This window comes from Arthrobacter sp. StoSoilB19 (assembly GCF_019977275.1).
Classification (GTDB): Bacteria; Actinomycetota; Actinomycetes; order Actinomycetales; family Micrococcaceae; genus Arthrobacter.
Window position 1 is genome coordinate 1,361,373 of record NZ_AP024650.1, and the last position, 25,637, is coordinate 1,387,009.

Genomic DNA, 25,637 nt, shown 5'->3' on the forward strand with positions numbered 1-25,637 from the left:
GGGTTTCACCTGGACGGGACAGCAAGCCTGCCTTCGCCCCTTGGTGGGCGTGCGCGTGTGTTCGTTCCAGACTACTAACACAACTGCCGTGCCTGACAGAGAGTTCCGGCAAATATGGGGGTACCTTTCGGCCGATAGTCTGGGTGGATGTGCAATTCGTCAATTCCCGCCGCTTACCGGGTACCTGCAGACGAGGAGACTCCGGACCAGGCCGCCGGCCGCCGGAAGGATTTTCCGCCCGCGCCGGAGCCCCTGCCGGTACCAGTCATGGACAACCACACCCACCTGGACTTCCCGGACGGAAAGGGGCCGGTGGGGATCAAGGCTGCGCTGGATGCAGCGGCGGCCGTGGGAGTCCAGGGCGCCGTGCAGGTGGGCTGCGACCTCGAATCCTCACGGTTCACGGTGGAGGCGGTGGACCGGGACGAACGGCTCCTGGGCGCCGTGGCCCTGCACCCCAATGACGCGCCGCATTATGCTGCCCGCGGTGAACTGGAAGCGGCCCTTGCCGAAATCGAACGCCTGGCGGGGCATCCCCGGATCCGGGCCATCGGCGAAACCGGACTGGACTTCTACCGCACCGAGGGAGAGGGGCTGCGGCACCAGGAGTACTCGTTCCGGCGGCATATCGACATTGCCAAACGCCTGGACCTCACCCTCCAGATCCATGACCGGGACGCGCACAGCGACGTGGTGCGCGTCCTTCAGGAAGAGGGCGCGCCGGACAGGGTGGTGTTCCATTGCTTCTCCGGTGGCGAGGACCTGGCCAAAACCTGTAACGACCAGGGCTGGTGGATGTCCTTTGCCGGCACGCTGACGTTCAGGAACGCCACGAATCTGCGCGCCGCGCTCGCCGTCGCGGACCGGCAGCTCATCATGGTGGAAACGGACGCTCCATTCCTGACCCCGCACCCGCACAGGGGGCGTCCCAACGCGAGCTACACGGTCCCGTACACCGTGCGGGCCATGGCAGAATTGACAGGCTCCGACCTGGCCGGCCTGTGCAGCGCAATCAGCGAAAATACCGTACGGGCATACGGATCCTGGGCCTGACACTCCTTCCCCTGCCGGCTGCCAAATGCATATCTGGTATGCAAAAATGTTGGCCACTTTATAACGCTACGGTTACAGTGGGAAACTATTAGCCGGGGTCGGGGAAGGCCAACGGGTAATTTCACTTCATTCGCAGCCGGCCCGGCTTGTCCAGTATCCGGCCATGCCGCTGCGCGGAGTGTGGCGGCGCACCGGTGCCCGGACTGTCCTTTTCAAGGTTGCTCCGGGCATTTTATTGCGCGTTTCCCCGTGCCCGGATGGACCGAGAGTTACGGGCAATCGTGATCAAGTTCTTCACATCGGACGGCAAGTTCAGCTATATCAAAGTTGGCGCCCAGCTGCTGGTGCTTTGCGGCCTGGTCGCAGGTCTCGTAGCCTTCGTGGGCAATAACAAAACAGTCACGCTCAACGTGGACGGCAAAGCGTCGTCCGTGCAGTCCTTTGGCGGAACAGTGGAACAGGTGGTCAAGAGTGCCAACCTGGAACTGAAGCCCGGCGACCGCGTGTCGCCTTCCCTCGACGCGACGGTCCAGAACGGCACCGTCATCAACATCAACCAGGCCAAGGAAGTCAAAGTCAGCCTTGACGGGGCTGAAAAGACGGTGAACACCACCGCCCAGGATGTCGAAGACCTGGTGACAGAACTCGGCGTCGCCAGTGCCTCGTCCGTTTCAGCGCCCAAGGATGCCACCCTTTCGCTGGCAGGTTCCTACGTCTCGATCTCCACGCCCAAGACCGTCAGCATTGTGGCTGACGGCAAAGTGAACACCGCCACCACCACGGCCCCCACCGTTGGCAAGGTGCTGGAGGATTCCGGCGTGACCCTCGCCGCCAACGACCGCACCTCGCAGCCGGCCAACGCCAACGTGGTGAACAACATGGTCATCAAGGTGTCCCGGGTGGACACCAGCCAGACCACGGTCACCAGTGAAGACGTGCCCTTCGAGACCGTTACCGCCGAAAGCGCAGACATGCTCAAGGGTGAAAAGGAAGTGACCCAGGCGGGCGCCGCCGGAAAGCTGGAACGCACTTTCAAGCTGGTACTCGTGGACGGACGGGAAGCGTCCCGCACGCTGGTGTCCGAGAAGGTGGCCGTGCAGCCGGTCACCGAGAAAGTCACCGTTGGCACCAAGGCCAAGCCTGCACCCCAGGCCGCACCTGCGGCCGCTGCCGGCGCCAACACCGGCGCAGCTGCACCGGCCATGATGAACGAGGCCATGTGGGACAAGATTGCCCAGTGCGAATCCAGTGGAAACTGGAGCATCAACAGCGGCAACGGCTACTACGGCGGCCTCCAGTTCGACATCCGCACCTGGATCGGAGCCGGCGGCGGCGCCTACGCCCCTAACGCCAGCCTCGCCACCAAGGCGCAGCAGATCGACATCGCCAACCGCGTCTACGCGCAGCGCGGCCTGTCGCCCTGGGGCTGCGGCTGGGCAGCAACCAGCTGATCTACCGGACATAAGCGCAGAGTCAATGGCCGTGGCCGGGCCCGGGGTACCCGGGCCCGGCCACGGCCGTTAACCCGGCAGGGCGGACGTGCCGCGCGGGATAGGATACCTAGGTGACTGAACCGATCCCCGCCGTGCCCGCACCGTTGTTCGGTGCCTCCGACATACGCCGGCTGGCAGAGGAAATCGGGATCAGGCCCACCAAGACCCTTGGGCAGAACTTTGTCATCGATGGCAACACCATCCGGCGCATTGTCGCCGCGGCGGGCGTGGGACCGGATGAAACGGTGCTTGAGGTGGGCCCGGGGCTGGGGTCCCTCACGCTGGGCCTGCTCGACGCCGCGGCGGCAGTTGTCGCCGTCGAAATTGATCCTGTCCTTGCCGCGAAGCTGCCCGAAACCGTGCAGGAATGGCGGCCGGCCGCCGCCAACTCCTTCCACCTGGTGCATGCCGATGCGATGAAGGTCACCGAGCTGCCTGTCGAGCCGACAGCACTGGTGGCCAACCTGCCCTACAACGTGGCGGTTCCGGTGGTGCTGCACCTCCTGCAGTATTTCCCAAGCCTGCGGCACGGCCTGGTGATGGTGCAGGACGAGGTGGCTGACCGGCTGGCAGCCGGCCCGGGATCCAAGACCTACGGGGTGCCGTCCGTTAAGGCCGCCTGGTACAGCCAGATGCGCAAGGCCGGCGTGATCGGCATGAACGTTTTCTGGCCGGCACCGAAGATCCATTCCGGGCTGGTGGCCTTTACCCGCCGCGAACCGCCCGCCACCACCGCCACCCGCGAGCAGGTGTTTGCCGTGGTGGATGCCGCGTTCGCGCAGCGCCGCAAGACGCTCCGGGCCGCCCTGGCGGGCTGGGCCGGGGGAGCCCCGGAGGCCGAGCGCTGCCTGCTCGCAGCCGGCGTCGACCCCACCGCACGCGGCGAGGTCATCGACATCGCCGCGTTCGCCAGGATCGCCGAAGCCCGGGAAAACCGGCCGTGAGCGCGGGACTGGACAAGGCAGGCAGGGGGCAGTTCGCCGCCAGGACGGTCCGCGTCAAGGCGCCCGGCAAAGTCAATGTTTCCCTGGCCGTCGGTCCGCTCCGGCCGGACGGCTACCATTCCGTGGCCAGCGTCTACCTCGCGGTGTCCCTCTACGAGGAAGTGGCGGCGACCAGCACCGCCGAGCCCGGGATTACCATCAGCCTCAGCCCCGAAAGCACCCTGGACCTCGACGCGGTCGATATTCCCCTGGACAGCAACAACCTTGCCCATAAGGCGGCTGCCATCATGGCTGACGTCTCCGAACACGCCACGGGGGTGCACCTGGAGATCACCAAGCGGGTCCCGGTGGCCGGCGGGATGGGCGGCGGATCCGCCGATGCCGCCGCCACGCTCCTGGCCTGTGACGCACTCTGGAACAGCGGGCTGTCACGGGAGGAACTGGCGCACCTGGCGTCCGAACTCGGCGCCGACGTCCCCTTCTCGCTCCTGGGCGGGACCGCCGTCGGCCTTGGCCTGGGCGATGAACTCTCTCCGGCGCTGGCCAAGGCGCAGACCCACTGGGTGCTGGTGGTGGCCGACTACGGCCTGTCCACTCCCGAGGTGTACCGGACGCTGGACCGGCTGCGTGAGGCCGAAGGGGTGGAGGCCAGTGAGCCCACCGGAGTGGATCCACAAATCCTGACGGCGCTGCGGGGCGGGGATGCCGAATCCTTGAGCCGGGTGCTGGTCAACGATCTGCAACGGGCTTCCATTGAGTTGTCGCCGGCGCTGCGCGATACGCTGGGAATCGGCGAATCCCATGGGGCCATTGCCGGAATCGTTTCGGGTTCCGGCCCCACCGTGGCTTTGCTGGCTGATGATTCCGTTGCTGCGGAGGCGCTGGCGGAGGACCTGCGGCGCTACGGCCTGACAGCCCTTCCCGTCCACGGCCCGGTCCCCGGCGCGCGCATCATCTCCGACATCCTCCTTTAATTAAGACTTCCAGTCCGGCAGCAGAAAGCAGTTCCCTTTGGCACACCTTCTTGGCGGCGAGAACCTCACGGTTTCCTACGCAACCCGCACCGTCCTGGACGGCATCACCCTGGGACTGGAGGAGGGGGACCGGATCGGCATGGTGGGCCGCAACGGTGATGGCAAGTCCACGCTCATGCGTCTGCTGGCGCTGCGCTCCACCCCGGACTCCGGCCGCGTCACCAAACGCGGCGACGTCAATGTGGGGTACCTGGACCAGAGCGACGTGCTCGACGGCGACCTGACGGTGGGTGCCGCCATCGTGGGTGACCAGGCCGACTACGAATGGGCCCGCAACCCGCAGATCCGCGAGATCATGGGCGGCCTGGTGTCCGACGTCGACTGGCATGCCAACGTCCACGCCCTCTCCGGCGGCCAGAAACGGCGGGTGGCCCTCGCCAAACTGCTCATCGAGGACCACGACGTCATCATGCTGGATGAGCCCACCAACCACCTCGACGTCGAGGGCGTGGCCTGGCTTTCCCGGCACCTGAAGACGCGCTGGCGGCCCAACCAGGGCGCCTTCCTGGTGGTGACCCACGACCGCTGGTTCCTGGACGAAGTCTGCACCAAGACCTGGGAGGTGCACGACGGGATCGTGGACCCCTTCGAAGGCGGCTACGCGGCCTACGTCCTGGCCCGCGCGGAGCGCGACCGCATGGCGTCCGTGGTGGAGGGCAAACGCCAGCAGCTGGTCAAGAAAGAGCTCGCCTGGCTGCGCCGGGGCGCCCCGGCCCGCACGGCCAAGCCGAAGTTCCGGATTGAGGCCGCCAACGCGCTCATTGAGGACGTTCCCGCCCCGCGCGACTCCATGGCGTTGAGCAAGATGGCCACGGCGCGCCAGGGCAAGGACGTGCTGGACCTGGAGAACGTGTCCCTCAACTTCCAGGGCGCCGACGACGGCCGGAAGCTTTTCGACAACATCACCCTTCGCCTGGCTCCGGGGGAGCGCCTGGGCCTGGTGGGCGTCAACGGTGCCGGAAAAACCACCCTCCTGAAGCTGCTCAACGGCGAGATCACACCCGATGCGGGCAAGCTGAAGCGGGGCAAAACGGTGGTCACTGCTGTGCTCACCCAGGAGGTCAAGGAGCTCGACGACGTCTCGGACCTGCGCGTGATCGAGGTCATCGAGCGGGAGAAGCGTTCCTTCAACGTCGGCGGCAAGGAATTCAGCGCAGGGCAGCTCGTGGAGCAGCTCGGCTTCACCAACGAGAAGCAGTGGACACCGGTCAGGGACCTGTCCGGCGGTGAGCGGCGCCGCCTGCAGCTGCTCCGGCTGCTGGTGGGTGAACCCAACGTGCTGATGCTCGATGAGCCCACCAACGACCTTGACACCGACACCCTCGCCGCCGTCGAGGACGTCCTGGACGGCTGGCCCGGCACGCTGGTGGTGGTCAGCCACGACCGCTACCTGCTCGAACGCGTCACCGACCACCAGATGGCGCTGCTGGGCGACGGCAAGCTCCGCGGCCTCCCCGGCGGCGTGGACCAGTACCTCGAGTTGCGCGAAGCCGCCCTCGCCGGTTCCACCGTCACCGGCGGTGGAAACCCTGTCACCAGCGCGGGCCAGGCGCCGGCCACCGGGACCGGCCCGTCCGAGGCGGAGAAGCGGGACGCCCGCAAGGCCCTCAACAGGATCGAACGGCAGATCAAGAAGCTGGACCAGCAGGAAAAGAAGCTTCACGACGACATGGTCAAAAGCACGGAGAAGTCCGATTTCGACGCCCTGGCCGAACAGAACAAGCAGCTCAAGGACCTGGCCGACGAAAAAGATGCCCTGGAAATGGAGTGGCTCGAGGCCTCGGAACTCCTGGGCGACTGACCCTCACAAGCGGGGAGGGGGTTATCCGGCAGCATGCGTCAGAGGCGAGGAACGAGCCAGCATGCAGAGGATAACCCCCTTCGCCGCGGACGCAACCACGGCGAGGCCTAGAGTTCAGACTGCAGTTCCGGCTCCTTTTTGAGGCCGGTCAGGCCGTTCCAGGCCAGGTTGACCAGGTGCGCGGCGACCGTGTGCTTGTCCGGCTGGCGGCTGTCCTGCCACCACTGGCCGGTCATGGCCACCATGCCCACAAGCATCTGGGCGTACATGGCACCGTCCTCGCCGCTGAAGCCGCGGCGGGAGAATTCGTCGGAGAGGATGTGTTCCACGCGCGCGGTCACGTGCGAGAGGAGGGTGGAGAAGGCGCCCTCCGGCTGGGACGGGGGAGCATCGCGCATGAGGATCCTGAACCCTTCGGTGCGTTCCTCGATGTAGGTGAGCAGTGCCAGCGCGGCGCGTTCGACGAGGACGCGGGGTTTGGCTTCCTCGGTGAGGGCCGCGTTGATCGAGTCCAGGAGAATGTGGAATTCACCGTCCACCACCTCGGTGTACAGGCCTTCCTTGGACCCGAAGTGTTCGTAGATGACCGGCTTGGACACTCCTGCGCAGGCGGCGATTTCCTCGATGGTGGTCCCGTCCAGGCCGCGGACGGCGAAAAGGCCGCGCCCGACGTCGATCAGCTGGCTCCGGCGCTGCAGGCCAGTCATCCGCGTCCGCGGAAGGTTGTTGCTCACCTTCCCATCATGCCTCACCGCCGGGGACGGGATTCCGCGGGACCGGCAGGACCCAACGCCCCGTGTCGCGCGGTGGCCTGAACCCATGGCAAAATAGGGACTTGTGCCCGGGCCTCGAGTCTTTCGGCACGGTCCGCTCTGGTGTAACGGCAGCACCCCGGCCTTTGGAGCCGTGGAGTATAGGTTCGAATCCTATGGGCGGAACTGCTGCGCAAGGAGCGATCATGAGGATGGCACCCGGTGCCCGGCGGGCTGGCCCGCCGGCTGCCGCAAAGCGCAAGCACAACCAAGCAAGGAGAACCCGTTACGTGATCCCCGAGAATACCGGCCCGGCCGCTGTAATCGTCCTGGCAGCAGGCGCCGGTACCCGGATGAAGTCGCGTACACCGAAGATCCTCCACGAGATCGGCGGCCTGTCCATGGTGGGCCACGCCCTCCGCGCCGCCCGCAGCATCAACCCGCAACGGCTCGCCATTGTGGTGCGCCACGAACGGGACCTGGTGGAGGGACACGTCGCAGCACTGGATCCGCAGGCCGTCATCGTGGACCAGGACGACATCCCCGGCACCGGCCGCGCCGTGGAGGCCGCGCTGCAGGCGCTGGACGCCGAACAGGAACTGTCAGGCACCGTCGTGGTCACCTACGGTGACGTGCCCCTCCTGTCCGGGGAACTGCTCACCGAACTCGTCGCCACCCACGAACGCGACGGCAACGCCGTCACCGTCCTCACGGCAGTCCTTGACGACGCCACCGGCTACGGCCGCATCCTCCGCGGCGAAGACGGCTCCGTTACCGGCATCCGCGAACACAAGGACGCCACCGAGGCAGAGCGGCTGATCCGGGAGGTCAACTCCGGGATCTACGCCTTTGACGCCGCGGTGCTCCGCGGGGCACTGGGGAAGGTCACCACTGACAACGTGCAGGGGGAGAAATACCTCACCGACGTACTGGGGCTGACCCGCGAATCAGGCGGCCGGGTCGCGGCCGTCGTGACTGCGGACCGGTGGCAGGTGGAGGGCGCCAACGACCGCGTCCAGCTTGCCGCGCTCGGCGCCGAGCTGAACCGGCGCACGGTGGAAGCCTGGATGCGGGCCGGCGTCACCGTCGTCGACCCGGCCACCACCTGGATCGATTCCTCCGTCACCCTGGACGAGGATGTCCGCCTCCTGCCCAACACCCAGCTGCACGGCGCCACCTCCGTGGCGCGGGACGCCGTCGTCGGCCCTGACACCACCCTGACCGACGTCACCGTCGGCGAGGGTGCCACGGTGATCCGCACCCACGGTTCCGGCTCCGTGATCGGCCCGCGCGCCGCCGTCGGCCCCTTCACGTACCTTCGCCCCGGCACCGTGCTTGGTGAAAAGGGCAAGATCGGTGCCTTCTACGAAACCAAGAACGTCACCATCGGCCGCGGCTCCAAGCTGTCCCACCTGGGCTATGCAGGCGACGCCGAAATCGGCGAGGACACCAACATCGGCTGTGGAAACATCACGGCCAATTACGACGGCGAGAAGAAGCACCGCACGGTCATCGGCTCGGGCGTCCGTACAGGCTCCAACACCGTCTTTGTTGCCCCGGTCACCGTGGGGGACGGCGCCTACAGCGGCGCCGGCGCGGTGATCCGCAAGGACGTGCCGGCGGGCGCGCTGGTGCTCAGCGTTGCCGCCCAGCGCAACGCCGAAGGCTGGGTCCCCGCGCACCGCCCGGGAACCCGCTCCGCTGAACTGGCCCAGGCGGCCATCAATGACTCCTCAAGTACCCCGGCATCTACAGAAGAGGGCAAGTAACCATGAGTGAAATTACGGCGCACGGCGAGAAGAAGCTGGTGCTCGCCACTGGGCGGGCCCATCCGGAGCTTGCCCGGGAGATCGCCAAGGAACTCGGCACTGACCTCCTTCCCGTTGATGCCTACGATTTCGCCAACGGCGAGATCTATGTCCGGGCCGGCGAGAGCGTACGCGGCACCGACGCGTTCGTGATCCAGGCGCACCCCGCACCGCTGAACAACCACCTCATGGAACAGCTGATCATGATCGATTCGCTGAAGCGGGCCTCCGCCAAGCGGATCACCGTGGTTTCGCCGTTCTACCCCTATGCCCGGCAGGACAAGAAGGGCCGTGGCCGCGAGCCCATCTCCGCCCGCCTCGTTGCCGACCTCTACAAGACCGCCGGCGCGGACCGCATCATGAGTGTGGACCTGCACACTTCCCAGATCCAGGGCTTCTTCGACGGGCCGGTTGACCACCTGATGGCCATTCCGCTCCTGGCCGACTACATCCGCACCCGTGTCGCTGCCGACAACATCACCGTTGTCTCCCCGGACACCGGACGGGTCCGGGTCGCGGAACAGTGGGCTGAGCGCCTGGGTGGCGCGCCCCTGGCCTTTGTCCACAAGAGCCGTGACCTCACCGTCCCCAACCAGGCTGTCTCCAAGACCGTGGTGGGCCAGATCGAGGGACGCACCTGCGTCCTGATCGACGACATGATCGACACCGGCGGAACCATCTCCGGCGCCGTCACGGTCCTGAAGAACGCCGGCGCCAAGGATGTCATCATCGCCGCCACGCACGCCGTCTTCTCGGATCCGGCCGCACGCCGTCTCTCCGAGTCCGGCGCACGCGAAGTGGTGGTCACCAACACCCTCCCGCTGACGTCCTCCCAGCGCTTCCCGCAGCTGACAGTGCTCTCCATCGCACCGCTGATCGCCAGGGCCATCCGCGAAGTGTTCGACGACGGCTCGGTCACCAGCCTCTTCGACGGCAAGGCATAGCCCCGCACCAGGCCGGGGACGTTTTCAGGAAACGGCCCCGGCGCTGGTAAGCTGGTCAGCGATACCTTGGCGAGGGAGGGCATAGCCTCCGTTATCGACTGGGTCTGATCAGTCCTTCGGTTGAAGGACTGCCTTCTTGAAGGGCCGCCCTCCGGCGCCCGGCGTTGAAGGTCACACCAGACCTCCGCCCTTGCTGAACACCGTTTAGTCTTCAAGGAGATATCCATGTCTGAGCAGAAGCTCGCAGCAGAACTGCGCACCGAATTCGGCAAGGGCTACGCCCGCCGCGCCCGGATGAACAACCTGATCCCCGCCGTCATCTACGGCCACGGCGCAGAGCCCATCCACGTCACCCTGCCGGCAAAGGCCACCACCCTGGCCGTCCGCACCGCCAACGCCCTGCTGTCCCTGGACATCAACGGCGAGGGCCACCTGGCCCTGGTCAAGGACGTCCAGCGCGATCCCGTAAAGCAGATCATCGAGCACATCGACCTCCTGACCGTCCGCCAGGGCGAGAAGGTCACGGTTGACGTTCCGGTCCACGTCGAAGGCGAAACCGCTCCCGGCACCGTCCACAACCTGGAACTGACGGTTGTGTCCCTCGAGGCCGAGGCAACCCACCTGCCCGAGTCCGTCGTCGTCAGCATCGAAGGCCGCGCCGCCGGCGAGCACATCCACGCTTCCGACCTGGTCCTGCCCAAGGGTTCCGCCCTGCTGACCGACCCCGAAGCCCTCGTGGTGAACATCTCCGAAGCCATCGAAATCGCCGAGGAAGCAGAAACCGAAGCTGCCGGCGAAGCAGCAGAAGCTCCCGCAGCAGAAGAAGCCGCAGCAGAGTAATTTCTCCGCAATTCACGACAGTGGCCGGACCCCCACGGGTCCGGCCACTGTCATGTCCGCACACCGCCGTTCCATTTCCGCGTAACCGCCCCCAATAGGATTGACTCCATGACAGATACCTGGCTGATCGTTGGCCTCGGCAACCCAGGCGCCCAGTACCAAGGCAACAGGCACAACGTAGGCCAGATGGTGCTCGATGAACTGGCCGGCCGCATCGGCGCCGGATTCAAGACCCACAAAGCCCGCGCGCAGGTCCTTGAAGGCCGGTTGGGGATCGGCGGCCCGCGCGTGGTCCTTGCGAAACCGATGAGCTACATGAATGTTTCAGGCGGCCCGGTCTCCGCCCTGGCCAATTTCTACGGGATCCCCGCAGACCACGTGGTGGCTGTCCATGACGAGATCGATATTCCGTTCAACACCGTCAAGCTCAAGCTCGGCGGCGGCGAGGGCGGCCATAACGGGTTGCGGGACATCTCCAAGGCCCTGGGTACCAAGGACTACCTCAGGGTCCGCGTGGGGGTGGGAAGGCCGCCTGGCAGGATGGACACAGCCGATTACGTGCTGCGTGATTTCGGCACCGCGGAACACAAGGAACTGCCCTTCCTGCTGGACGATGCCGCCGACGCCGTCGAGTCCCTGTTGCGCGATGGATTGACGGCTGCCCAGCAGAGGTTCCACCCGGCCAAATCGGGATCACAACAGCTGGAATCGTAAAAGTTCCTTTTGACCCTGTTTCCTTGTCTGTGGCAGGGGGTACTCTTCTTCCTATGCGGGGGAGCAATGGGGCTACATCCCGCTATTGCAGGATGTAGGGGAAAAGTTCATGTCAATCGAGCCACTCAGCTGGGGACGTGGGTCAACACCTCAGGGTGACAGGCTGCCCACACCAACCTCCGCGGCGCCGGAGGGCCAGCAATGGTCCATGCCTGCACGAAGCGCCAACCTGGATGCTGTCCGCACCGCACTGACCAGCGAAAACTCCCTGGGCGTTGTCATCACCGGAGCCAGAGGCGTGGGCAAGTCCTCCCTGGCGCGCGCTGCCGTTGCGGACCTGGGTCCCGATGTCTGGTCGCTGCAACTCCGGAGCGGCCCCTCCGGTCCCAGCACCCCGTACGGCTGCCTCTCCTTCCTGCTGGCCCGGCTCCCGCAGGCCTACATGGGCTCGCCCACCGCCATCCTCCGTGGCATAACCTCCCTGATCCGCAGCGACGCCGCCGGCAGGCCCTGCGTCATCACTTTGGACACGTCGGCCTGCATCGACGACATGAGTGCGGGGGTGCTGTTGAATGTCCTGCTGACCGGCACGGCAAAGATCATCGCTGTGGCCCCCAACGCCAGCGACCTGCCGGCAGACTTCCACTGGCTGCTGACGGAGCGGAAGCTCACGGAAGTGCGGCTCAACAACCTCAACGAACTCCAAACCCGGCAGGTGCTCCTTTCCCTGCTGGGCCACCGCGTCGCCTCTTCCCTGGTGACCACCTACCACCAGATGGTGGGTGGAAATCCCTTGCTGCTCAAAGCGCTGGTCACCGAACAGCAGCTCTCCGGAAACCTGGTCCTGTCCGATTCGGTCTGGACGCTGCGGGACAAAGTGGTGCTCGACGGCGCCGCCAGCCTTGACGACATCGTCCGGTCCCGCTGGTCGCGGGAGACACCCGAAACCCGGGACGTCATCGAAATGCTTTCCTGTGCCCGGCGGGTGGAACTGGCCGCCCTTACCGCCATCTATGGCGCGGACGTGGTTGCGGACATGGAAGACGGCGGCCTGCTGGAGATCGACGACTCCGAGCACCGCTGGGTGTCGCTGCGGGAGAAGTACATCGGTGACGTAGTCCGGACCTGGCTGAGCATTTCCCGCCGGCGGGAGCTGCGCAGCGTCCTGCTGGGCGGCCAGGAGCCGGACCCGGCAGCCATGACGGTGGAAGAATTGATGTCTTTCGCCGCGTGGACCCATGAGTGCGAGGCCGAGCTGAGCCCGCAGTTGGCACTCGCGGCCGCCCAGGCCGCAGTCCAGCTCTTCGACCCCCGTTTTGCCCTGACGTACGCGGAGATGGTGCAGAGGACCGACGCCGGGTGGGCATCGGCGCAGCGGCAAAAGGCTGCGGCGTACCTGCAGCTGGACATGCCGGTCCAGGCGCTTTCCGCCCTGGATGGCATCTCCCAGCCTGAACTCGAGGCTTTGGATCCCCTGGAGTACGCCGAAGTGGTGGCCGCCAAAGCGCGGGTCATGCTCTGCATTCCGGAGCGTGCGGGCAAAGTCCGGGAACTGCTCGCCGCGGCGCGGGAACGGCTCGGGAAAGCGGACAACAACTCCTCCTGGCCGGCAGCGGCAGCGGTGGCGGCAAACCGTATCTCGTTGAGTGAATTCGAATACCAGGCCCATGCCGGCGATTACGCCGCCATGATCCCGGCGCTCGAGCGGGCTGCCGATCCCGCAGGCAATCCGGACACCGGGTTCCGGCTCCAGTGCGCGATCATCCTGATGGGCGCGCTGGCCATGACCGGGCGCGAGATGGACGCGCTGGGCCTCATGCGAAAGCTCGGCGGCCAGCTCACGGACGCCTCGCACGTCGTGGGCCTGCGCGAGCGCTACGCCAGGGAGGCCTACTTCGTCGCACTGATGGCTGGCCAGTGGCGCCGCTGCATCGACCTCCTCAGCCCATTCAGCACGGGCCAGCCCCACCGGCTTCCATACCGCAGCGCCGCCACCGAACTCGCAGCCGGCGTGGCCTTTGTCTTTTCCGGGCGCGGCGAGACCGCCCTGGAGCCTTTGATCTCGGCCGCCGCCCAGCTGGAGTTGCAGCCTGTCCAGGCCGCACTGCGTACCGCCTACGCAGCCACGGCTTTGGCGTACGCCCAGACCGGCAACGCCGCGTTCGCCCGCAAGTACCTCACCAAACTGCAAAGGGCGCCGGGCAAGGCAGGATTTGCCACGGAGAGCATAATCGATTTTTGTTCGCTCGTGGCGGGGCGCTGGCTGGGCGACTCCGAGGCAGTGGCAGCGCTGAAACAAGGGGCCCGCCGGAACCTGGAGGCGGGCAGGCACACAGTGGCCGGCATCTACCTGCTGGCAGCAACGGTGAACGGCAGCGACGCCGACTTCCGCCTCCTGGAGGAGATCGCAGGCCGCCGGCAGGGACCGCTGGCCGATGTCTCGCGGCTGATCGCAGTCGGCAGCAGGACAAAGGATGCCAAAACCCTCCTTGCCGGCGGTGAAATTGCAGCCACGCTCGAACTCGATGCGGTCGAGGCCAGGTGCATGGCGCTGGCAGTGGACTTTGCCCGGCAGGACGGGGATGCCCTTTCGGCGAGGACTGCGCAGGCCCGGCTGGACATCCTGGCTGCCACCGTGGCCAACCTTCCCATTGTTCCCAGCAGCGGAAGCCCGCTGCTGACCAGCCGGGAACGGCAGATTGCCCGCATGGCCGGCCGCGGCGTCTCGAACCGTGACATCGCCATGGAAATGGGTGTTTCCGTGCGCACCGTGGAAGGCCACCTGTACCAGGTCTTCACCAAGCTTGGCGTAACTTCAAGGGGTGATCTGACTGGACTCGTCTAATGGCCACAAGCCGGCGACTGCACACCGGCTCCTGACCGGCCGCCGCGAGCCGGTGGACCGCATCTGCACCATGGTCCGGAACGGAACCCACCGGGCCGTCTTCATCATGGCCGGCCCGGGCATCGGAAAGTCGGCCGTCACTGACGCCGTGACCGAGCGCCTGGCCGGAAACATGAAAATCCTGCGCATCCACGCCAGTTCGGCCCTGGCCGGAGTGCCATTCGGAGTCCTGACACCCTATACGGGGGAACTCACCGCCGAGGAGTCCGTCTCGCCGGTCGCGGTGCTGCGTTCCATGTGGTCCTACTTTGAGAAGCTCAAGGCCGGCAGCGGGGGAGCGGTCCTGCTGGCGGTGGACGATGCCCACCACCTCGATGATGCTTCCGCGGGGGTGCTGGCCGAGGTGATTTCAGCCGGATGGGCAACGGTGCTCGCTGCCGCCCGGCCACGGCCGGGTCTCCCACAGCCGCTCGACCAGCTCTGGTACGACGGCCTGGCCGAACGCGTGGACCTCCGGCCCCTCAACCGTGAACAGATTGAAGAAGTCCTGGACCACGTCCTCGACGGGACCGTGCCGGCTGCAACGGTGGACTCCATCTGGAACGCATCAAGCGGCAATCCCCGGATCCTCGACGCCCTGCTGCACGACTCCGCCGAGGCCGGCGTCCTCGCCAAGCGCAACGGAATTTGGATGCTGCTGGGCCCGCTGCCCGCGGATGGGGACCGCCTCGCAGGCGTGGTGGCCAAAGACCATCTCCGGCGCCGGACCGAAGAGCAGGAAGCACTGAAGCTCATTGCCCTTGCCGGGCCGGTGGGCAGGAAGGTCATCGAAGACATCAGCGGGGCAGCCGTGGTCCGGTCCCTGCTGGACCAGCAGATCATCGTCGAAGCCCCCGGCATCCCGGCGGAGCTTTCCATCTGGAACGGACTCTTCGCCGGCGCCATCCGGAACACCGTGTCGGTCTCCCGCAGCCTCCAGCTGCTGGAGAAGGTCAGGGCCCACCAGGATCCCACCCAGTTGCGCGGCGAGGGCCGGTTGCGGGCAGTGGAGTGGGCCCTGGAGTGCGGCGTCAGGGTCAGCGACGACGAGATGCTGGCCGCGGCCAAGGAAGCCTTGCTGCGGTTCCGCAACGACAGTGCACGGTCCATTGCGTCCCGTATCCACGACCCCGCCATGGTCCCGCTGGCCCAGGCCATCCAGGCGCGGGCCCTGTATAACGAGGGCGCCTATACCGGGGCCGCGGCACTCCTTGACGAGTGCTGGCTCCGGCTGGCCGATGATCCCCAGGGACCGGCCGTCCTGCTGCTCCGGGTTTCGGCCCACCTGGCCATCGGCCATCCCCTGGGGATGATCGCGGACGACGTCGAAAAGAACGTCCCGCTCTCCAGCGACGGCGAAAGGAGCTGGCAGGAAGGGCTCCTGCACCTGCTCCACCTCGGTGCCGAGGTGAACTTCCCGGCGCTGAACGACGAAGTGGACACGATGCGGAAGCGCCCCCCGGCAGAAGCCGGAGAACCGCTCCGCGCCTTGGCTGAGGGCCTTCTCTCCCACGCCCTCGGCTCGGCGGGACGCCCCGTGCAGGGGCTGGAGGCCGCACTGCTGGCAGCCTCGGAACTTCCCCCGCTCGAAGGCAGCCTGTTCTTCTTCCCTGAGTTCGTGCTGGGAAGGCTCGTCTCCGACTACCTGGCCATGGGTGAATGGGAGCCGGCGGAGCGCGAGATCGACCATTACGCGGCCGGACACACGCTTGGCGCGGCCACCTTCAACGGAAGCCTCCAGCTGCTGCGGGGGTATTCGCTGCTGCGGCAGGGGAGGATGGAACGCGCTTATCAGGTCCTGCTGCCCGCTGTTGAGGCGCTGAGGCTCAACGACCCGCTGCAGCTGTACCGGTTCGGCACGGCCCTCGGCTTCTACGCCGCGGCCCGGCTGGGCGACACGGAACAGGCACAGCGCCTTGAACAGGATCACAAGGACGCCGACGCCGGCTGGCCGGCGCATGATCTTTTGGCAGAGGCCTACATGGCCGCTGCCGCCGAATACCTGGCCCGCGACGGCAAGGGATTGGCCGCACTGCAGACGTTGATGACCACCACCCAGGCCTCCGCACGGAAGGGAAACCTGCTCCAGGTCCTGGCCATGTGCTGGGACCTGGGCGACCCCTCGGTGGTGCCCATGGTGCAGGCGGCGGCCCGGGACGTGGAAGGCCGGTGGGCAGAAGCTCTTCTGACGCTGGCCACCGCCTGGGAAAATGCCGACGGCGACACCCTCATGGCAACAGCTGCCTCGCTGGAGGAGGCAGGCTTTGTCAACCTGGCCCGCGAAGCCTATGCCCGTGCCAGCACGGTGCTGGAGCAGGCCGGTGAACGCCGGCGCTCACGCCAGGCCGTGGCCCAGCGCGAAAAGTGCGACCATGAACTGGGCGAGCGGTTCCGTGAAGGACGCTTCATCGCCGCGGCGCCCACCGTTCGCCTCACCAGGCGCGAACAGGACATCGTGGAGCTGGCCGTGCAGGGCCTGACCGACCGCGAGATCGCACAGCGGCTCATGGTCTCCGTCCGGACCGTGGAGGGCCACCTCTACCGCACCTACGTCAAGCTCGGCGTCCGCAGCCGCGATGAGCTGGAAGCGGCCCTGCCAAAGTAGGCCTGGCCTCCCAAACCGGCCCTGCCGTGCCTCCGTGCTGCCAGTCGGGCATCGGAATCCCTGCTGACCGCCCGACGTCGAAATCCCTGGCCCCGGCCACCCGCTGCCCACGGTGTTTCCACCCGGGAAGCACCGCCGGGCCGCCGTCGTACCCAAGCCCGCCAACCATCCCGCCCGGAGGGTGCGCAGGAGCGCCAACCCGGTAGTGCACCCGCCTGGATTCGAGTACACCCTACTCGTGTACGTAAGGGCCCCACGGGATTTACTTAAGGAGGCAAAGCAAAGCGGCAGGCCGGAAGCCGCAGAGCAGCCAATCAGGACAGTGAGGCCCTCTCAACTTCCGGTCCCCAGGGACCGGGTCAAGGCGGGGCCGGCGACGTCAGAGTCTTCTGAGACCGAGACTCTCCCCCCAGCCGTCGCCGGCCCTTTACTCCCTCGGCCGAAGCCCGGGGCAGCGGTGGCGGCCGCCCCTTCCGGGCGGCCGCCACAGCCGTGTGTGGGACAATTGGGTTGTCAGACATGGGCAGCCCAAGGAGTTCGTTTTGGCCGTAGTATCAACGCCAGCCACACTGGAACGTGCCGTACCTGTCATGGACAACGCCGAGGTGCTGCGCATCCGCAATGACTTCCCGGTCCTCAATCAACTGGTGAACGGACAGCCGCTGGTCTACCTCGACTCCGGGGCCACATCCCAGAACCCCGTGAGCGTCATCGAAGCCGAGCAGGAATTCTATGAGCAGCGCAACGCTGCCGTGCACCGGGGCGCCCACCATCTTGCGGTTGAGGCCACCGAAGTCTTCGAGGACGCCCGCCAGACCATCGCCGACTTCATCGGTGCGGACTACGAGGAAACCATCTGGACCTCGAACGCGACGGAGGGACTGAACCTCCTCTCCTACGCGCTGTCCAATGCCGGACTGTGGGCTGCCCAGGGCCGCGGCGACCAGCGGCTCGGGGAGCTGTCCCTGGGGCCCGGGGATGACATCGTGGTGACCGAGATGGAACACCATGCCAACCTGATTCCATGGCAGGAGCTGGCATTCCGCACAGGAGCCACCCTCCGGTACATCCCCATCGGAGATGACGGCAGCCTTCGCATGGACCAGGCCGCCGGGATTATCGGCCCGCGTACCAAAGTCCTGGCCTTCACCCACGCTTCCAACGTCCTGGGAATCATCAACCCGGTAGCGGAACTGACGGCCCTCGGGCATGCGGCCGGCGCCTTGGTTGTCCTGGACGCCTGCCAGTCGGCTCCCCACCTGCCCTTGAACGTCAAGGAACTCGGCGTGGACTTCGCGGTCTTCTCCGGCCACAAGATGCTCGCCCCCACGGGGATTGGCGTGCTGTACGGGCGGCAGGAGCTGCTGGACATCCTCCCGCCGTTCCTGACCGGCGGGTCAATGATCACTACCGTCACCATGGAGCGGGCCGAGTACCTCCCTGCGCCCCAGCGCTTCGAAGCGGGCACCCAGCGCATCTCCCAGGCGGTAGCCATGGCGGCCGCAGCGAACTACCTGACGGAAACCGGGCTGGCCCGGATCCATGCGTGGGAGGCCGCACTGGGCCAGCGCATGGTGGCGGGGCTGGAATCCATTCCCGGCGTCCGGGTCCTGGGCCCGGCAGCCGGAAAGGAACGGATCGGCCTTGCCGCGTTCGACGTCGAAGGCGTCCACGCCCATGACGTGGGACAGTTCCTGGACTCCCGGGGAATCGCCGTCCGCGTGGGACACCACTGCGCCCAGCCGCTGCACCGCAGGCTTGGACTGACCGCCACGACCCGGGCCAGCGCCTACCTCTACAACACCACGGACGACGTGGACCGCTTCCTTGAAGCCGTTGCCGGCGTCCGGGCCTACTTCCGCGCATAGCGGAGAAGACGAAAGGTGACACCATGAGCCTTGACCAGCTGTACCAGCAGATCATCCTGGACCATTCGAAGGCCCGCCACGGCAGCGGGCTCGCCGCGACCGAAGCGCCCCAAGGCACCTCCACCGGGCAGTCGCACCAGCTCAACCCCGTATGCGGCGACGAAGTCACACTCCGGCTCGCCGTCCAGGACGGGAAAGTGGCACAGGTGGCGTGGGACGGCGCCGGCTGCTCCATTTCCATGGCCTCGGCGTCCGTCCTCAGCGACCTCGCCGAAGGCATGACCGTGGCTGAACTGCACGAAATTATCGACAGCTTCCGGGAGGTGCTGAGGTCCCGTGGGAAGGTCCATGCTGATCCTGAGCTGCTTGGGGATGCGGCAGCGTTCGAAGGAGTGGCACGCTACGCAGCCCGGGTCAAGTGCGCCATGATCTCCTGGGTTGCTGCGGAGGACGCGCTTAACCAGGCAGCCTAGGCCAGGCAACCCAGGCCAGACGGAAACAGCCCGGACCTTGCTCCAACAGGAGTAAGGTCCGGGCTGTTTCCGCGCCGTGGAACGGCTGGTTCAGCCCAGCAGGCCGAGAACGCCGATCACCGCTGTGGCGAGTCCCAGCACTATGGAGATGCTCACCAGCACCACGTGCACGGTCAGGAATTTGGTGGCCTTTCCTGCCGCATCGCGGGCGCGGGGATCCTTCATCACGCGGCGCAGGAACTGCGGCCAGACCACCAGGGACCAGACGCCGGCGACGATGAGGACCAGCGCTGCGAGGACGGGAAGCTGCATGGGTTAGTGGCTTTCCAGCCAGGCCTGAGCCTGTGCGGCCTGCAGGTTCAGGGCTTTGGCCACCATGGGTTCGGCGGCGTCGGCGATCTTGCCGCCCAGGAACGGAACAGAGGACTTAACGGCGCCCTCGAGCTCCACCCGGGTTCCACCGGCATCGGCCACCAGGCGCTGGACGGCCGTGACATCCACCGGGGCGCCGGCGATCTTCAGCGAAATGTTGCTCTGGCGGGAGCCGTCGGCGGCCGGGGCCTCCCAGTTTTCAACCTGCGTCACCTTCAGGTGCTCACCCACGAACTTGCGGGCAATCTCGGGCAGGCGGGTGGTGGGGAGGGTACGCACCGAGGTGGCGTTGAAGGCCCCTGCGATGTCACCGTCCACGCTGAAGGACTCCAGGGTGCCGCCTACCAGTTGGCTGACGTGGCGCTGGAAATCTTCGTTCACCAGCACAGCAGCAACGCTGTCAACGGAGTGCGGAAGGGTTGTGGTTGCGCTCAGCGCCATGGGTCCTCCTGGGATTTGGGGAAAGGATTTACGCCTCCAACATCCTACGGGGTGACCGGCGAGGGCTCCGCATCGGCAAGTTTCTGGGCGGCAGCGGTGATGTTCCGGGCCATGGCCGGGAAGATCAGGCTGTGGAACGGAAGCACGGCGAGCCAATAGAGCCGTCCGCTCAATCCCTTGGGGAAGAAGATGGCGCGCTGCCGGTAGCGGCTGCCCGCGCCGTCGGGCTCCACGGAAAGCTCCAGCCAGGCCCGTCCCGGCGCCCGCATCTCGGCCCGCAGCCGCAGGAGCCTGCCCCGGTCGATCTGCTCCACCCGCCACCAGTCCACCACTTCGCCGATGGCCAGGGTGTGCGGGTGCCGCCGGCCACGCAGCAGGCCTGCGCCGCCGGTCAGTTTGTCCAGCCAGCCGCGGACCTGCCAGGCCAGGGGCAGGGAATACCAGCCGTTGCGCCCGCCGATGCCCTCGATGATCGTCCAGACGTGGGCCGGGTCCACATCGCCGTGGAAGGTCCGCTCGTCGATGTAGACCTTGTGCCCCGACCAATCGGGGTCGCTGGGAAGCGGATCGGAGTCGGCACCGGCGTTGGCCCAGGTGGTCTCCACCTGGCCGTCCCGCTCCTTTCCCAGCGCCAGGGCCACCGCCTTGCGGTAGGGGGTCAGGCCGCCGTCGGGCTGGGGAATGTACTGGTCGATGTCGTGCTCGTTGGCCACCGCGTCATGCTGCAGGGACTGGACCAGCGGCACGGCCATGGAGAGCGGGATGGGTGTTGTCAGGGCCACCCACATGCCTGCCAGCTTGGGTGCCGGTACCGGCAGCGCCAGCACCACCCGGTAGGGCAGGCCCGCTTCGGCGGCGTACTCCTGCATCATCCCCGCGTAGGTCAGCACCTGCCGGCAGCCGATGTCGAAGGTGCGGTTGATGGGGCCCTCCAGCGACGCTGCGGACACCAGGTAGTAGAGGACATCACGCACGGCGATGGCTTCGATCCTGTTGCGCACCCAGCTGGGCGCCGGCATCAGGGGCAGTGTTTCGGAGAGGTGCCGGATCATCTCGAAGGAGGCGGAGCCGGAGCCGATCACCACGCCTGCCTGGAACACCACGGCGTCCACCGGGCTGTCCAGGAAGACCTTGCCCACCGCCTCCCGTGACCGCATGTGGGTGGACAGCTCCACCCCCTGGGGGTGCAGGCCGCCAAGGTAGACGATCCGGCGGACCCCCGCGGCCGCTGCAGCATCCGCGGCCGTCCTGGCCATGGCCTTTTCCTTGGCTTCGAATCCCGCGCCGGCGGCCATCGAATGCACCAGGTAGTAGAAGACCTCGACGCCGGCCAGGGCGTCGCGGAGGGCGTCGCCGTCGTCCAGGCTGCTTTCCACCACGTCCACTTTGTCCCGCCAGGGCACGCCGGCGATCTTGTCCGGCGAGCGGACCAGCACCTTGACGGTGTGGCCTGCTTCCAAAAGCCGGGGCACCAGGCGGCCGCCGATGTAACCGGTGGCCCCGGTGACAAGGACAGTCTTTGGTGCTGGCTGGGCGCTCATTGCAGTCATGCTGGCTCCTGTATGGTCCTGGCCCCTGCTCGTGCCGGCCTGGCTTCGTCCTTTGTTGTTCGGAGCCGCGGCCCGTCCGGACGGGCCGCGGCTCCGAACAACAGGGCTCCCAACAAAATGGCTCCGAACTAAGGGGCTCCGAACGGGCAACTGTCCGGCCCTGCCAGCCTAGGCCTGTGGGCGCCGCGCTGCCATGTCGTTCCTGCGCGGTAGGCTGGGAGTACCCGGGATTCGCAGCGAATTTCGGGTTTTCGCGTTGCCTGCGACCCTCGATGAACACCACAGGAGCTTCTGCCATGAGTCTTCCCGGCCAGTCCGCCGCCGGCACATCCAGCACAGGCACATCCAGCACGGGCACGTCCAGGACAGGCACGGCCCGGCCCGCCAAGACCAGTGCCGCCCCGTCGCTGGACGGGCTGCGCCGTGCCCTGGCGCCGGACCAGACGTTCGCCCGGGTCCGCGCCGAGGCTGCCCGGGGATTCGCCATCCGCGGACAGGACTACCAGATCAGCGCTCCTCCGGGACTTCGTCCGGTGCTGCTCGCGGAGATGGCTGACGGGCTGGCGGCCAAGGCGGAACAGGCGGGCGGTATGGAGCCGGGCGTGGTGCTGGCCGTCACTGCCACCGGCCGGGAGGCGGAGGACCTCACTGCGGCCCTGCGCGCCTACCTGCCCGCGGATTCGGTGGCCGAGTTCCCCAGTTGGGAGACCCTCCCGCACGAGCGGCTGTCGCCGCGCTCGGACACCGTAGGCCGCCGCTTGTCCGTGCTGCGCCGCCTGGCCCATCCGGAAAATCCAGCGCACCCGGAAGGCTCGACGGCGGGCCGGCTCCGCGTCGTCGTCGCGCCGGTCCGCGCCGTGGTCCAGCCGGTGGTGGCGGGCCTGGGCGACCTGGTTCCCGTCACGCTGAAGGTGGGCCAGGAGGTGCCGTTCTCCGACGTCGTGAAGAGCCTTGCCGACGCCGCGTACGCCCGTGTGGACATGGTGACGCACCGCGGTGAGTTCGCCGTCCGCGGCGGCATCATCGACGTTTTCCCGCCCACCGAGGACCACCCCATCAGGGTGGAGTTCTTCGGGGACGAAGTGGACCAGATGCGCTGGTTTGCCGTGGCCGACCAGCGCTCGCTGTCCGCCCCGGGCGTCCACCATCCCACCGAACTGCATGCCCCGCCGTGCCGGGAAATCCTCATCACCCCGTCCGTCATGTCCCGCGCCGCCACGCTGAAGTCCCAGCTTCCGGCCGCCGCGGACATGCTGGAGAAGATCGCCGGCGGAATCGCCGTGGAGGGCATGGAATCCCTGGCGCCGGTGCTGGTGGATGCGATGGTTCCGTTCGTTGACCAGCTGCCTGCCGACTCCATCGCCGTGCTGATCGAGCCGGAGAAGGTGCGCACCCGCGCCCACGACCTTGCCGCCACCAACGAGGAGTTCCTCGAAGCGGCATGGTCCACCGCGTCCGACGGCGGTGCGGCACCTTTGGACCTCAGCTCGCAGGCGAGTGCGGCGCTGCACTCTGCCAGCTTCCGGTCCCTGGCGGAAACGCGCACCTCCTCGCTGGAGCACGGCGTGTCCTGGTGGTCGATTACGTCACTGGCGCAGGACGCGGAGCTGCTGCCCGAGATCGACGTGCTGAACCTGCATGCCCGGGAGCCGCGGGGCTACCAGGGCGACGTGGCGGAAATGATGGAGTTCATCGGTTCGCACGTCCGCGACCAGTGGCGGATCGTGGTGGCCACGGAAGGGCCCGGGCCGGCCCAGCGCCTGGCCGAGCTGTTCCATGAGAACGACATTCCCTGTGCCCGGGTGGACAGCCTGGACCACGAACCCCAGCCGGGCATCATCGAGGTGACTACTGCCGCCGTCGGCCGTGGTTTTGTCCTGGACGGTCTCAAACTGGGCCTGCTCACCGAAGCCGACCTGCTGGGACGGACCTCCGCCGGGTCCACCAAGGACATGCGGAGGATGCCCTCCAAGCGGCGCAACGCCGTCGATCCCCTGCAACTGGTGGCGGGGGACCACGTGGTCCATGAACAGCACGGCATTGGCCGGTTCGTGGAACTCATCCAGCGCAAGGTGGCCGGCGGCGGCGACGGCGTCCGGGAATACCTGGTGCTGGAGTACGCGCCGGCCAAGCGCGGCGCACCCGGCGACCGGCTGTTCGTCCCCACGGACCAGCTGGACCAGGTGACCCGCTACGTGGGCGGCGACACCCCCGTGCTGAGCAAGATGGGCGGCGCTGACTGGGCCAGCACCAAGTCCAAGGCCCGCAAAGCCGTCAAGGAGATCGCCGGCGAACTGATCCGGCTGTACTCTGCCCGCATGGCCTCCCGTGGCCACGCGTTTGGACCCGACACGCCCTGGCAGCGCGAACTGGAGGAGGCCTTCCCGTACGTGGAGACGCCGGACCAGCTGACCACCATCAACGAGGTCAAGGCGGACATGGAGCGGGAGATTCCCATGGACCGGCTGGTGTCCGGCGACGTGGGCTACGGCAAGACCGAGATCGCGGTGCGCGCTGCCTTCAAGGCGGTGCAGGACGGCAAACAGGTGGCGGTGCTGGTGCCCACCACCCTGCTGGCCCAGCAGCACTACGAGACCTTCACCGAACGCTTCTCCGGCTTCCCGCTGCGGGTGAAGCCGTTGTCCCGGTTCCAGAGCGCCAAGGAAGCGAAGGAGACGGCGGAGGGTGTGAAGAGCGGTGCCGTGGACGTGGTGATCGGCACGCACCGGCTGTTGGCCAAGGACTTTGAGTTCAAGGACCTGGGCCTGGTGATCGTGGACGAGGAACAGCGGTTCGGCGTGGAGCACAAGGAAGCGCTGAAGAAGATGCGCACCAACGTGGACGTCCTGGCCATGAGTGCCACCCCGATTCCCCGCACCCTGGAGATGTCCCTCACCGGCATCCGGGAAACCTCCACCCTGGCCACCCCGCCGGAGGAACGGCACCCCGTGCTGACCTACGTGGGCCCGTACACGGACAAGCAGACCTCGGCCGCCATCCGCCGCGAGCTGATGCGTGAAGGCCAGGTGTTCCTGGTCCACAACCGGGTGTCCACTATCGAGCGGACGGCCGCCAGGATCCGCGAGCTGGTGCCCGAGGCACGGGTGGAGGTGGCGCACGGCAAGATGTCCGAGAGCCGCCTGGAACAGATCATCGTTGACTTCTGGGAGCGGCGCTTCGACGTGCTGGTGTGCACCACCATCATCGAGACAGGCCTGGACATCTCCAACGCCAACACGTTGATCGTGGACGGCGCGGACAAGTACGGCCTGTCCCAGCTGCACCAGCTCCGCGGCCGCGTGGGCCGTGGCCGTGAACGCGCCTACGCCTACTTCCTGTATCCGTCAGAGAAGCCGCTGGGCGAGGTGGCGCTGGAACGGCTCAAGGCCGTGGCCGCGCACAACGAACTGGGCGCCGGCATGCAGCTGGCCATGAAGGACCTGGAAATCCGCGGTGCCGGCAACCTGCTGGGCGGCGAACAGTCCGGCCACATCCAGGGAGTGGGCTTTGACCTGTACATCCGGCTGGTGGGCGAGGCCGTGGCGGACTACCGGGGCGAGGCCGAAGAAAAGGCCGCGGAGATGAAGATCGAGCTGCCGGTCAACGCCCACCTGCCGCACGACTATGTCCCCGGCGAACGGCTGCGCCTGGAGGCCTACCGGAAGCTCGCAGCGGCCATCACCAATGAGGCCATCGACGAGGTCCAGGCCGAGCTCGTTGACCGCTACGGTGAACTTCCGCTGCCCGCCCAGAACCTGGTGGCGGTGGCACGCTTCCGTGTTGGTGCGCGCGAAGCCGGCCTGTCCGACGTCGCTCTGCAGGGCAACTTCATCAAGTTCTCCCCGGCCTCGCTCCCGGAATCCAAGATCATGCGCCTGAACCGGATGTACCCCGGATCGCAGTCCAAACCCGCACTCGACGCCGTCCTCATCCCCAAGCCCAAGACGGCACGGATCGGCGGCCGGGACCTGCAGGACGCCGAGATCCTGGAATGGGCCAACGGCGTGATCCGGAATATCTTTTCCGACGCCCCGCTCGCCGCCCCGGCAGTCAGCGGCTAG

General features: G+C 66.9%; 18 protein-coding genes and 1 tRNA gene. 15 read left to right on the plus strand and 4 right to left on the minus strand.

Annotated features, from left to right (window positions below):
* Nucleotides 1-147: 147 nt before the first annotated feature.
* From LDO86_RS06320 to LDO86_RS06340, 5 genes are all read left to right on the plus strand, one after another.
* Nucleotides 148-1,053: a TatD family hydrolase gene (locus LDO86_RS06320; protein ID WP_018770138.1), complete on the plus strand. Its 906-nt coding sequence runs from the start codon at nt 148-150 to the stop codon at nt 1,051-1,053.
* Between the two features lie 257 nt (nt 1,054-1,310).
* On the plus strand, nt 1,311-2,504 hold the full coding sequence (locus LDO86_RS06325) for a resuscitation-promoting factor (protein WP_186447783.1): 1,194 nt from the start codon (nt 1,311-1,313) through the stop codon (nt 2,502-2,504).
* A 113-nt stretch (nt 2,505-2,617) separates the two neighbouring features.
* Nucleotides 2,618-3,490, plus strand: a complete 873-nt coding sequence (rsmA, locus tag LDO86_RS06330) for a 16S rRNA (adenine(1518)-N(6)/adenine(1519)-N(6))-dimethyltransferase RsmA (protein WP_018770136.1) — start codon at nt 2,618-2,620, stop codon at nt 3,488-3,490.
* On the plus strand, nt 3,487-4,464 hold the full coding sequence (locus tag LDO86_RS06335; protein ID WP_018770135.1) for a 4-(cytidine 5'-diphospho)-2-C-methyl-D-erythritol kinase: 978 nt from the start codon (nt 3,487-3,489) through the stop codon (nt 4,462-4,464). The genes rsmA and LDO86_RS06335 overlap by 4 nt, the downstream gene beginning before the upstream one ends.
* 37 nt (nt 4,465-4,501) lie before the next feature.
* Nucleotides 4,502-6,325 (plus strand): ABC-F family ATP-binding cassette domain-containing protein, encoded by a 1,824-nt coding sequence (locus LDO86_RS06340; RefSeq protein ID WP_018770134.1) that lies wholly within the window; start codon nt 4,502-4,504, stop codon nt 6,323-6,325.
* Between the two features lie 107 nt (nt 6,326-6,432).
* On the opposite strand, the gene LDO86_RS06345 is transcribed toward LDO86_RS06340, so the two are convergent.
* Nucleotides 6,433-7,059 carry a TetR/AcrR family transcriptional regulator gene (locus LDO86_RS06345; RefSeq protein WP_018770133.1) on the minus strand — a complete coding sequence of 209 codons (627 nt, stop codon included), beginning with the start codon at nt 7,057-7,059 and terminating at the stop codon, nt 6,433-6,435.
* A gap of 132 nt (nt 7,060-7,191) precedes the next feature.
* Between LDO86_RS06345 and LDO86_RS06350 the strand changes: the two genes are divergently transcribed.
* The 9 genes from LDO86_RS06350 (at nt 7,192) to sufU (ending at nt 19,213) form a co-directional block, all read left to right on the plus strand.
* Nucleotides 7,192-7,263: transfer RNA gene (locus LDO86_RS06350), tRNA-Gln, on the plus strand.
* Between the two features lie 104 nt (nt 7,264-7,367).
* Nucleotides 7,368-8,846, plus strand: a complete 1,479-nt coding sequence (gene glmU, locus LDO86_RS06355; protein WP_018770132.1) for a bifunctional UDP-N-acetylglucosamine diphosphorylase/glucosamine-1-phosphate N-acetyltransferase GlmU — start codon at nt 7,368-7,370, stop codon at nt 8,844-8,846.
* Nucleotides 8,847-8,848: 2 nt separating this feature from the next.
* Complete coding sequence (locus LDO86_RS06360) at nt 8,849-9,829, plus strand: ribose-phosphate diphosphokinase (RefSeq protein ID WP_018770131.1); 981 nt, start codon at nt 8,849-8,851, stop codon at nt 9,827-9,829.
* Between the two features lie 225 nt (nt 9,830-10,054).
* Nucleotides 10,055-10,669: a 50S ribosomal protein L25/general stress protein Ctc gene (locus LDO86_RS06365; RefSeq protein WP_018770130.1), complete on the plus strand. Its 615-nt coding sequence runs from the start codon at nt 10,055-10,057 to the stop codon at nt 10,667-10,669.
* Between the two features lie 108 nt (nt 10,670-10,777).
* A complete protein-coding gene (gene pth, locus LDO86_RS06370; RefSeq protein WP_018770129.1) occupies nt 10,778-11,383 on the plus strand; it encodes an aminoacyl-tRNA hydrolase in 606 nt (201 codons plus the stop codon).
* A 208-nt stretch (nt 11,384-11,591) separates the two neighbouring features.
* Nucleotides 11,592-14,228 (plus strand): LuxR family transcriptional regulator, encoded by a 2,637-nt coding sequence (locus LDO86_RS06375; RefSeq protein WP_082581843.1) that lies wholly within the window; start codon nt 11,592-11,594, stop codon nt 14,226-14,228.
* Nucleotides 14,229-14,298: 70 nt separating this feature from the next.
* Entirely contained in the window at nt 14,299-16,872 is a 2,574-nt protein-coding gene (locus tag LDO86_RS06380) for a helix-turn-helix transcriptional regulator (RefSeq protein ID WP_224084380.1), read from the plus strand.
* Between the two features lie 542 nt (nt 16,873-17,414).
* Nucleotides 17,415-18,740, plus strand: a complete 1,326-nt coding sequence (locus tag LDO86_RS06385; protein WP_026265910.1) for a SufS family cysteine desulfurase — start codon at nt 17,415-17,417, stop codon at nt 18,738-18,740.
* A 23-nt stretch (nt 18,741-18,763) separates the two neighbouring features.
* Nucleotides 18,764-19,213: a Fe-S cluster assembly sulfur transfer protein SufU gene (sufU, locus tag LDO86_RS06390; RefSeq protein WP_018770125.1), complete on the plus strand. Its 450-nt coding sequence runs from the start codon at nt 18,764-18,766 to the stop codon at nt 19,211-19,213.
* A gap of 90 nt (nt 19,214-19,303) precedes the next feature.
* Here the strand turns inward: sufU and LDO86_RS06395 are convergent, their stop codons facing one another.
* Genes LDO86_RS06395 through LDO86_RS06405 form a run of 3 tightly spaced genes read right to left on the minus strand, consistent with a single transcriptional unit; the run spans nt 19,304 to nt 21,576 of the window.
* A complete protein-coding gene (locus LDO86_RS06395; RefSeq protein WP_018770124.1) occupies nt 19,304-19,525 on the minus strand; it encodes a hypothetical protein in 222 nt (73 codons plus the stop codon).
* Nucleotides 19,526-19,528: 3 nt separating this feature from the next.
* Nucleotides 19,529-20,026, minus strand: coding sequence for a DUF2505 domain-containing protein (locus LDO86_RS06400; RefSeq protein ID WP_018770123.1), 498 nt, complete (start codon nt 20,024-20,026; stop codon nt 19,529-19,531).
* A gap of 44 nt (nt 20,027-20,070) precedes the next feature.
* Nucleotides 20,071-21,576: an SDR family oxidoreductase gene (locus tag LDO86_RS06405; RefSeq protein ID WP_026265909.1), complete on the minus strand. Its 1,506-nt coding sequence runs from the start codon at nt 21,574-21,576 to the stop codon at nt 20,071-20,073.
* 296 nt (nt 21,577-21,872) lie between these two features.
* On the opposite strand from LDO86_RS06405, the gene mfd reads away from it, so the two are divergent.
* Nucleotides 21,873-25,637 (plus strand): transcription-repair coupling factor, encoded by a 3,765-nt coding sequence (gene mfd, locus LDO86_RS06410; protein WP_018770121.1) that lies wholly within the window; start codon nt 21,873-21,875, stop codon nt 25,635-25,637.

Excerpts from the sequence above, each read along its gene's own strand:
- LDO86_RS06320 (WP_018770138.1), top strand. The coding sequence starts at position 148 with ATGTGCAATTCGTCAATTCCCGCCGCTTACCGGGTACCTGCAGACGAG.
- LDO86_RS06325 (WP_186447783.1), top strand. The coding sequence starts at position 1,311 with ATGGACCGAGAGTTACGGGCAATCGTGATCAAGTTCTTCACATCGGAC.
- LDO86_RS06360 (WP_018770131.1), top strand. The coding sequence starts at position 8,849 with ATGAGTGAAATTACGGCGCACGGCGAGAAGAAGCTGGTGCTCGCCACT.
- LDO86_RS06365 (WP_018770130.1), top strand. The coding sequence starts at position 10,055 with ATGTCTGAGCAGAAGCTCGCAGCAGAACTGCGCACCGAATTCGGCAAG.
- pth (WP_018770129.1), top strand. The coding sequence starts at position 10,778 with ATGACAGATACCTGGCTGATCGTTGGCCTCGGCAACCCAGGCGCCCAG.
- LDO86_RS06375 (WP_082581843.1), top strand. The coding sequence starts at position 11,592 with ATGCCTGCACGAAGCGCCAACCTGGATGCTGTCCGCACCGCACTGACC.
- LDO86_RS06380 (WP_224084380.1), top strand. The coding sequence starts at position 14,299 with ATGGTCCGGAACGGAACCCACCGGGCCGTCTTCATCATGGCCGGCCCG.
- sufU (WP_018770125.1), top strand. The coding sequence starts at position 18,764 with ATGAGCCTTGACCAGCTGTACCAGCAGATCATCCTGGACCATTCGAAG.
- LDO86_RS06395 (WP_018770124.1), bottom strand. The coding sequence starts at position 19,525 with ATGCAGCTTCCCGTCCTCGCAGCGCTGGTCCTCATCGTCGCCGGCGTC.
- LDO86_RS06400 (WP_018770123.1), bottom strand. The coding sequence starts at position 20,026 with ATGGCGCTGAGCGCAACCACAACCCTTCCGCACTCCGTTGACAGCGTT.
- LDO86_RS06405 (WP_026265909.1), bottom strand. The coding sequence starts at position 21,576 with ATGACTGCAATGAGCGCCCAGCCAGCACCAAAGACTGTCCTTGTCACC.
- mfd (WP_018770121.1), top strand. The coding sequence starts at position 21,873 with ATGAGTCTTCCCGGCCAGTCCGCCGCCGGCACATCCAGCACAGGCACA.